This window comes from Noviherbaspirillum sp. (assembly GCF_035254865.1).
Lineage (GTDB): Bacteria > Pseudomonadota > Gammaproteobacteria > Burkholderiales > Burkholderiaceae_D > Noviherbaspirillum.
In genome coordinates, this window is sequence record NZ_DATFAF010000074.1 from 1 (window position 1) to 7,696 (window position 7,696).

Sequence of the window (7,696 nt, forward strand, 5' to 3'; positions counted from 1 at the left end):
CTCGGCCTGATGAAGGTGCGCATGGGCGCGCGGCTGTCGTATGCGCTCCATCTGTCGGAGGAACTGCGCGACACGATGGTGCCGCCGATGCTGCTGCAGCCGCTGGTCGAAAACGCGATCAAGCATGGCCTCGAACCCAAAGTGGATGGCGGCCATATCGACGTGAAAGCAGTGTGCGATGGCGAACGCCTGATGCTGACCGTCGCCGACACCGGTCTCGGCCTTGAAGCCGCGGCCCAGTCATCCGGCACGCGCGTGGGCGAAGCCAACATCCGCGAACGCCTGCACGTGCTGTATGGCGAGCAGGCGGCTTTCTCATTGACACCCAACACGCCGTCCGGCGTCATTGCGAACATCACACTTCCACTATGACGACATTCCGCGCCATCGTCGCAGAAGACGAACCCATTCTTGCCTTCACGCTTGTGCAAACGCTGCAACGGCTCTGGCCGGAGCTGCAGATCGGCAGCGTGGTGGAAAACGGCACCGCCGCGGTGCAGGAAGCGTTGGCCCAGCGTCCCGATGTGCTCTTCCTCGACATCAAGATGCCCGGCAAGACTGGCCTGGAAGCGGCGCAGGAACTGGCCGAGGACTGGCCGGAGGACCGACCCTTCCCGCTCGTGGTGTTCGTCACGGCCTACGACGAATATGCCTTGCAGGCATTTGAGCAGGCCGCGGCCGATTATGTGCTGAAACCGATCAGCGATGCCCGCATGGAAAAGACCGTCGAACGTCTGAAAGCGCGGCTGGCGCGGCACCAGGAGCGCAGTCACGAACTGGAGCGCATCGTCGGCCAGCTGCGCGCGCTGGTGCCCTCCGCACCGGTCGAGTCAGAACGCCTGAACATCATCCGGGCCGCGATCGGCAACCAGATCCGCATGATACCGGTGACCGATGTGGTGTATTTCGAGGCCACCGACAAGTACGTCAATGTCGTGACGTCAGACAGCGAATCCCTGATCCGCACCAGTCTGAAGGAATTGCTGCCGCAACTCGACGGCAACCAGTTCTGGCAAATCCATCGCGGCACCATCGTCAATGCCAACCACATCCAGGCGGCGATTCGCGATGACAGCGGCAAGCTGTCAGTCAAACTGCGCGGACGCAGTGAAAGCCTCACTGTAAGCAGGGTTTTCGCGCACCTGTTCAAGCAGATGTAATTGCTTTGCATCAAGGATCGGCGACGGTTTTATCGTTAATATTGCCGTGAAGCACGTTTTGCTTCATAACGATTGCTCGCGGTATCGAAAGCTTGTCTCACCCCCTCGACAGATCAAGCCTGGCGTGCAGCTAGACAGAACCTTCCCTCGGTCGCAGAAAGCGTGTCGGGCAATCAAACTGACCACAGAAAGATGATTGCATGACCGCGCTCCTGAACCGACTTTTCCTCTGGCAGAAATTTGCGCTGCTTTCCCTGTTTGGCGTGATCCTGGTATCCGTGCCGCTCGCGCTGTACATCCATGAATCGAACAAGGCCGTGACAGCCGCATCGGCCGAAGCGCGCGGTATCCGTCCGGTGCGCAGCATGCTGAGCGTGGTCCGGCTGGTCCAGCAGCACCGCGGTCTTTCCGCAATGGTATTGAACGGCAACGACAGCGCGCAGACGGAACGCAGCGCGAAGCAGGAAGAAGCCGACAAGGCCTTCGCGGAAATGGATGTGGCGGCGAGCAGGCTCGGCGACAGCACGACCCTCTCGACATGGAAGGAGGCCATGGCGCGCTGGAACGCCGTGACGGGAAAGGTGGCCAAGCGCAGCCTCAGCGGCAGCGACAGTTTTGCCGAACATACCGCCCTGATTGCCCAACTCTTGAAGATCAATGAACGCATCGTCGACCATTTCGGACTTAGCCTCGATGCGGATGCCGACAGCCACTACCTGATCGACGTGGCGCTCGTCCAGTCGCCGGCACTGATGGAAACGCTGGGCCGCATGCGCGCCCGCGGCTCTGCCGTGCTCACCGCGAAGGCATCGACTCTGGAGGAACGCGCGGCAATGGCGGCGCTCATCGACAAGGCCAACGAGCGTCTGGACGGCATCAAGGGTTCGCTGGAAAAATCGATCGCGTCGAACCGCTCGATCCAGGAAAAACTGGCCACGGCACTGCAAGGCGCCGCGAGCAAAGGCAGCGAGGTATTGCAACTGACCAGCGAGCAGGTCGTGAAGCCGGAAGAGTTCGCTTACGCCGGTTCGGACTATTACACGAAGATGACCGCGGCCATCGATGAGCAAGTGCAGTTTTATGATGTTGCGATCGCCGCGCTCGACGACATCCTGCACCACCGCGCGTCCAGGCTCACGTTCACGACCTACGTCCTGATCGGCACCATTCTCGCGATTGCCCTGCTGGCCGGCGTGGTCGGCTACCTGATCATCCGCTCCATCAGCCTGCCGATACGCGAAGCGGTTGCCGTCGCAAAGCGTGTGGCCTCGGGCGACCTGAGCACGCGCATCGAGGTCAAGTCGAAGAATGAAACAGGACAACTGCTGCAGGCATTGAAGGAAATGAACGTCGGCCTGACGAACATCGTCACTCGGGTACGTTCGGGCACCGACACCATCGCCACCGCATCCTCCCAGATCGCCGCCGGCAACCTCGACCTGTCCGCGCGCACCGAGCAGCAGGCCAGCTCGCTGGAAGAAACCGCGTCGTCGATGGAAGAGCTCACCGGTACGGTCAGGCAGAACGCCGACAATGCGCATCAGGCCAACCAGCTGGCGCAGTCCGCTTCGGACATCGCCGGCAAGGGCGGCGCGATGGTGGCGGATGTGGTCGTGACCATGGGTTCGATCAACGCGTCCTCGAAGAAGATCGTCGACATCATCGGCGTCATCGACAGCATCGCCTTCCAGACCAACATCCTCGCATTGAATGCCGCGGTCGAAGCCGCGCGCGCCGGCGAACAGGGACGCGGCTTCGCGGTCGTCGCGACCGAAGTGCGCAATCTCGCGCAGCGCTCCGCCAGCGCCGCGAAGGAAATCAAGGTGCTGATCAACGACTCGGTCGACCAGGTTGGCATCGGCACACGGCTGGTCAACCAGACCGGCGACACGATGAATGACATCGTCACCAGCATCAAGCGCGTCTCTGACATCATTGCGGAAATCACCGCCGCCAGCAGCGAGCAAAGCACCGGCATCGAACAGGTGAACGAAGCCATCGTGCAAATGGACCAGTCCACGCAGCAGAATGCCGCACTGGTGGAAGAAGCCGCCGCGGCTGCGGACGCGTTACGGGATCAGGCGCACAGCCTGGCGCAGGTGGTTGGCATGTTCCGCCTGAGCGACTCGCAGTTCGACGTTGTCCACAATGTCACGGGCCTGCCTTCGCATGCGGAACGGAATGCGCCTGCGACGCAGCGCGTAACGAGTCAGGCCGGCAATCGTCGCATCGGACATACCGCACCGGTGAAGCGCATCGCAGCCTGAACAGGTTCTTGGAATCAGTTGGCAACCTGTTGTAACGCAAATACGGCCAGCGGCACCGAGGTCATAATGAGTGCCGACAGCACACGGAAGCGCGCGCAGTAGCCGCGCTGCTTGAACCAGAAGACGAGCGCCAGCGCACCGAATCCATACAGCAGCGTAAACAGTGCCAATGCACCAAAGCCCATCGAATGCAGGGATCGCGTGGTGAACAGCACACCGAACAGGGACGCGGTAATCACCGCCAGCAGCGCCGCCACGTTCGACAGGAAAACATAAAATCCGTTGCGCTGCTTTGCCTGCGCCTGCGCGATGAGCGCCTGGCGCTTCAGGCGCACATCGCGTTGCAGAAGAAATACCAGCAGCGGGTCGATCTGCCGGTACTGCAGCAGGCCCACGGCAGCAGCGGCCACCAAGTCGTCGCGTCTAATCGTCATTCATCGCTCCTCAATTATTGTTCTTACAGATCGATGTGGCGGTGGGTCGTGCCCGTGGCACTGCATTGGCGACCTTGCGAGTGAACGAGCCGAACCGCCTGGACTATCCAAAAAACGCCGGACTGCCGTTCCCTCGGCATGCAATGGTGATGACGCTTGCATTGGTGGATTGAATCGCTCGCCGATGCGCGCCTCGGCCGGAAAGCGCGGAGTGCGCCGAGTGGTGCCGAGTGTGCATTGGCGAAGCCGGGAATAACGATGTTTTCGGGATGCCCCTCATACGTATTGCCAAGTCTTCTACGCTGCCTATTTAATAGGCTTTCGCGCGGCGCCACGTAGATATACATCAAGCGCTCTCGACCGAAATTCACAAGCTTTATGCGATGTCAAATAGAGGGATTCGATCAATTGAATCAGGGAATATGTTCCTCGCGGCATTTTCTCAGGAACGTGCCTCCAGCAGCTCGCGCAACTGCACAGGCAGCAAAGTACGCAGGCGCTCGGAAATCGCCGCCTCGCGCTTGCTCCACCACACGCCCGTTGCGATCAATGCAAAGCCCAGCAGTGTCAGCACCAGCACGAAGGCAAAGCTGTCCTTGAACAGGTTCCACGACAGATCGCCCAACACCATGGCGATGCCGATCCCGCCGAACACCACGAACATGCGCCGTCCAAGCACCGCGCCGAGGAACACCAGCCCGACATTCAAGGCGAGGCACACCAACTTGCCCGCCAGCCGCCCCGAACCCATCATCGACAGCGCGCCCCAGAACGTCATCAGGCCGAACAGGTAAAGCCAGAACGCGTAATCCCTGTCATGCCGCGAGCGCAGATCGACGAAGAAGGCGATCAGCAGCATCACCAGCCCGAACACCAGCGAGATCACCTTGCGCAATTGCCACGCCGCGCCAGCAAATGCTTCGACGCTGCCACCGCCCGCCTGCAGCAACAAGGCCGGCACAATGTCCATTCCCATGTACCACAGGGTCACGGCAATCGGCATGGTCAGGAAGGGATAGCGGAAGCGCCGCAGCAGCACGACGCCGGCAGCCAGCGTGGAAAGCTCCATCAGTATCCAGCGCCAGTCGATGTAGCTGTGATAGTCGCGATAATGCTCCGCAGTCGGCCCGTCGGCCCAGAAGCCCAGCACATGCTGCAAGGCAAAGACGGCCAGCGGCACGAGTGCAATCGCCAGCGTCGCGAAGATGCCGGCCGGAATACCGAGGCCGCGTTTTTCCAGCGCGACCGCAACGCCGACCGCCGCTAGCGCGTACAGCACCGACAGCACCAGCAGCGCACCCATGCCGAGCGCTTCCACCGCGAGCGTGGCGAACAGGGAGGCTGCGCTGATCGCCAGCATGCCGCCGAGGTAGTACAGCACATGTGTGCCGGAAAAGCGCGGTGTGCCTCGCTGCGCCTGCTGGTCCCGTTGCGACAAAAAGGCCAGCAGGCCATCGATCTCCCGGGGATCGAGCACGCCTGCGTCCGCTGCGGCTTGCAGGTCTTCGCGTTTCAGCATCATGGTTCTCCAGCGCTTGTCGTTTCGCTAATGTAGCGCCATTTCATGCGATGCGGTGACGCGATGCAATTCCTCCGAAGGTATAAGGTGAAGTTTTGCCGGCCGCTACGCAGGTGGTCAGCCGCGCTTGAGGCTTTCCACCTTGCTGATCGTGCCCTGCGCGGTGGCAACCAGTTTCTCGGATTCCGCATCGCGCGCAAAGATGTCGCAACGGCACACCGCCTGGCTCTTGCCCGCGTAGATCACGCCGGCCCGCGCCACCAGCGAAGCGCCGACCGCAGGCCGCACATAATTGATCTTGAACTCCGCCGTCAGCACCGCCGGCCCGAGCGCCATGCCGCCCGCAAAGGTCAGCGCATTGTCGGCCAGATAGCTCAGTACGCCGCCATGAGCAAAACCGTGCTGCTGCTTCAACTCGTCGCGCAGCGGCAGGCCGATCGACACATTGGTTCCGTCGATGTGTTCGATGTCCGCGCCGAGCAGCTTGCTGAACGGCTGGGAATTCAGGGAATGCTTCGCATGCTGCAAAAGTTCGTCCACAAGATTCTCCGAAAGTGTATGCTATTAAAAAGATAGCGCGCTATCAAAACGATAGCGACAAAGACGGCGAAGGTCAAGCAAGACATGGCGACGAAAAAAATCATTGAACCGGGAAAACCCGTCCGCAATTCCAAATCGGGGCAAGCTATCATGGCGCTGCTCGATCTGCTGGGCCGGCGCTGGGCGCTGCGTATCCTGTGGGAACTGCGCAGCGGCGAACGACTCTCCTTCCGCGCCCTGCAGGAAAGCTGCCAGATCTCCTCCCCCAACGCGCTCAACACGCGGCTGAAGGAATTGCGTCACGCCGGCATCGTCGATCTCGAAGGCGAAGGCGGCTACGGCCTGACCGAATCCGGCCGTTCCCTGCTGACCGCCGTCGGTCCGCTGGCCGCCTGGGCGGACGACTGGGCGCGCACCGTCGGTCGCGAGGACCTCGCCTGTTACAGCCGCGCGAAGGAAAGAAGCGCCTGAACAACGCCCTAGTACGCCGATAACCTGGAGGCCGGCGTCGAGCACGTAACGCGCTATTTTTTGTCCACGGAAAACACGGAAAAATACAGCACAAGCTCTTTCCGTGTTTTCCGTGATTTCCGTGGACAGAGCAGTGTTTTCGTGCAATCGCGCTGATTGCCAAGGCAAGGCGACTACATGAAGGCTGGCGTTTTGCAGCAACACAAGATCTATTGTCCACGGAACACACGGAAAACACGGAAAATGCAATACAAGCCCTTTCCGTGTATTCCGTGTGTTCCGTGGACAGGCTAGTGGCTTCATGCAACCGCCCTGCGGTCAAGCCGGCCAAACGCCGCTCCGCCGTCCCGCTACGGTAAAATGTCCTGTTAAGCCATTCAACGACACAGCCTTTCCAGAATTCCTCATGAGCACCAATTCCAAGAACACTGCTGCCACCGACAACAACGCGCCCGCGTCCAACTTCCTGCGCGCCCTGATCGAAGCCGATCTCGGCTCGGGCAAGCACGCCAACCGCACCGACCCCAACGGCAACCCGCTGCCCACGGTCGTGACCCGCTTCCCGCCCGAGCCCAACGGCTACCTGCACATCGGTCACGCCAAGTCGATCTGCCTCAACTTCGGCCTCGCGCGCGACTACGGCGGACGCTGCACCATGCGCTTCGACGACACCAATCCGACCAAGGAAGAACAGGAATACGTCGACACCATCCTCGACGCGGTCAAGTGGCTGGGCTTCGACTGGAAGGACGCCAGCGGCGAACACCTTTACTTCGCCAGCGACTACTTCGACCAGATGTACATGATGGCCGAATACCTGATCAGCGCCGGCCACGCCTACGTCGACAGCCAGAGCGCCGAAGACATGGCGAAGAACCGCGGCAACTTCGGCGAACCCGGCAAGAACTCGCCCTTCCGCGACCGCCCCGCCGCCGAATCGCTCGACCTGTTCCGCCGCATGAAGCTCGGCGAATTCAAGGATGGCGAACACATCCTGCGCGCGAAGATCGACATGGCCTCGCCCAACATGAACATGCGCGACCCCGCGATCTACCGCATCCGCCATGCGCATCATCACCGCACCGGCGACAAGTGGTGCATCTACCCGATGTACGACTACGCGCACCCGATCGAAGACGCCATCGAATACGTCACGCACTCCTTCTGCACGCTCGAATTTCAGGACCACCGCCCGTTCTACGACTGGGTGCTGGAACGCCTCGCCGAAGGCGGCTTCTTCAAGAAACCGCTGCCCGAGCAAACCGAATTCGCGCGCCTCAACCTCACCTACGCCATCACCAGCAA

8 protein-coding genes are annotated in these 7,696 nt (G+C 61.0%); 5 read left to right on the forward strand and 3 right to left on the reverse strand.

Going from position 1 to position 7,696, the window contains the following annotated elements:
• The 3 genes from VJ651_RS17390 to VJ651_RS17400 all read left to right on the forward strand — a co-directional run.
• Positions 1–372, forward strand: a 372-nt coding sequence (locus VJ651_RS17390; RefSeq protein WP_324108647.1) for a sensor histidine kinase, incomplete at its 5' end; no start/stop codon positions are given.
• A complete protein-coding gene (locus VJ651_RS17395; RefSeq protein WP_324108648.1) occupies positions 369–1,160 on the forward strand; it encodes a LytTR family DNA-binding domain-containing protein in 792 nt (263 codons plus the stop codon). The genes VJ651_RS17390 and VJ651_RS17395, both read left to right, overlap by 4 nt.
• Before the next feature lie 200 nt (positions 1,161–1,360).
• Entirely contained in the window at positions 1,361–3,427 is a 2,067-nt protein-coding gene (locus VJ651_RS17400; RefSeq protein ID WP_324108649.1) for a methyl-accepting chemotaxis protein, read from the forward strand.
• Between the two features lie 14 nt (positions 3,428–3,441).
• On the opposite strand, the gene VJ651_RS17405 is transcribed toward VJ651_RS17400, so the two are convergent.
• The 3 genes from VJ651_RS17405 to VJ651_RS17415 all read right to left on the reverse strand — a co-directional run bounded on the left by VJ651_RS17405 (position 3,442) and on the right by VJ651_RS17415 (position 5,920).
• Positions 3,442–3,861, reverse strand: a complete 420-nt coding sequence (locus tag VJ651_RS17405) for a hypothetical protein (protein ID WP_324108650.1) — start codon at positions 3,859–3,861, stop codon at positions 3,442–3,444.
• A gap of 442 nt (positions 3,862–4,303) precedes the next feature.
• Positions 4,304–5,383 (reverse strand): DUF2157 domain-containing protein, encoded by a 1,080-nt coding sequence (locus VJ651_RS17410; RefSeq protein ID WP_324108651.1) that lies wholly within the window; start codon positions 5,381–5,383, stop codon positions 4,304–4,306.
• A gap of 114 nt (positions 5,384–5,497) precedes the next feature.
• Positions 5,498–5,920, reverse strand: coding sequence for a PaaI family thioesterase (locus VJ651_RS17415; RefSeq protein ID WP_324108652.1), 423 nt, complete (start codon positions 5,918–5,920; stop codon positions 5,498–5,500).
• Positions 5,921–6,004: 84 nt separating this feature from the next.
• Between VJ651_RS17415 and VJ651_RS17420 the strand changes: the two genes are divergently transcribed.
• Positions 6,005–6,391 (forward strand): helix-turn-helix domain-containing protein, encoded by a 387-nt coding sequence (locus VJ651_RS17420; protein WP_324108653.1) that lies wholly within the window; start codon positions 6,005–6,007, stop codon positions 6,389–6,391.
• 406 nt (positions 6,392–6,797) lie between these two features.
• Positions 6,798–7,696, forward strand: an 899-nt coding sequence (locus VJ651_RS17425; RefSeq protein WP_324108654.1) for a glutamate--tRNA ligase family protein, incomplete at its 3' end; no start/stop codon positions are given.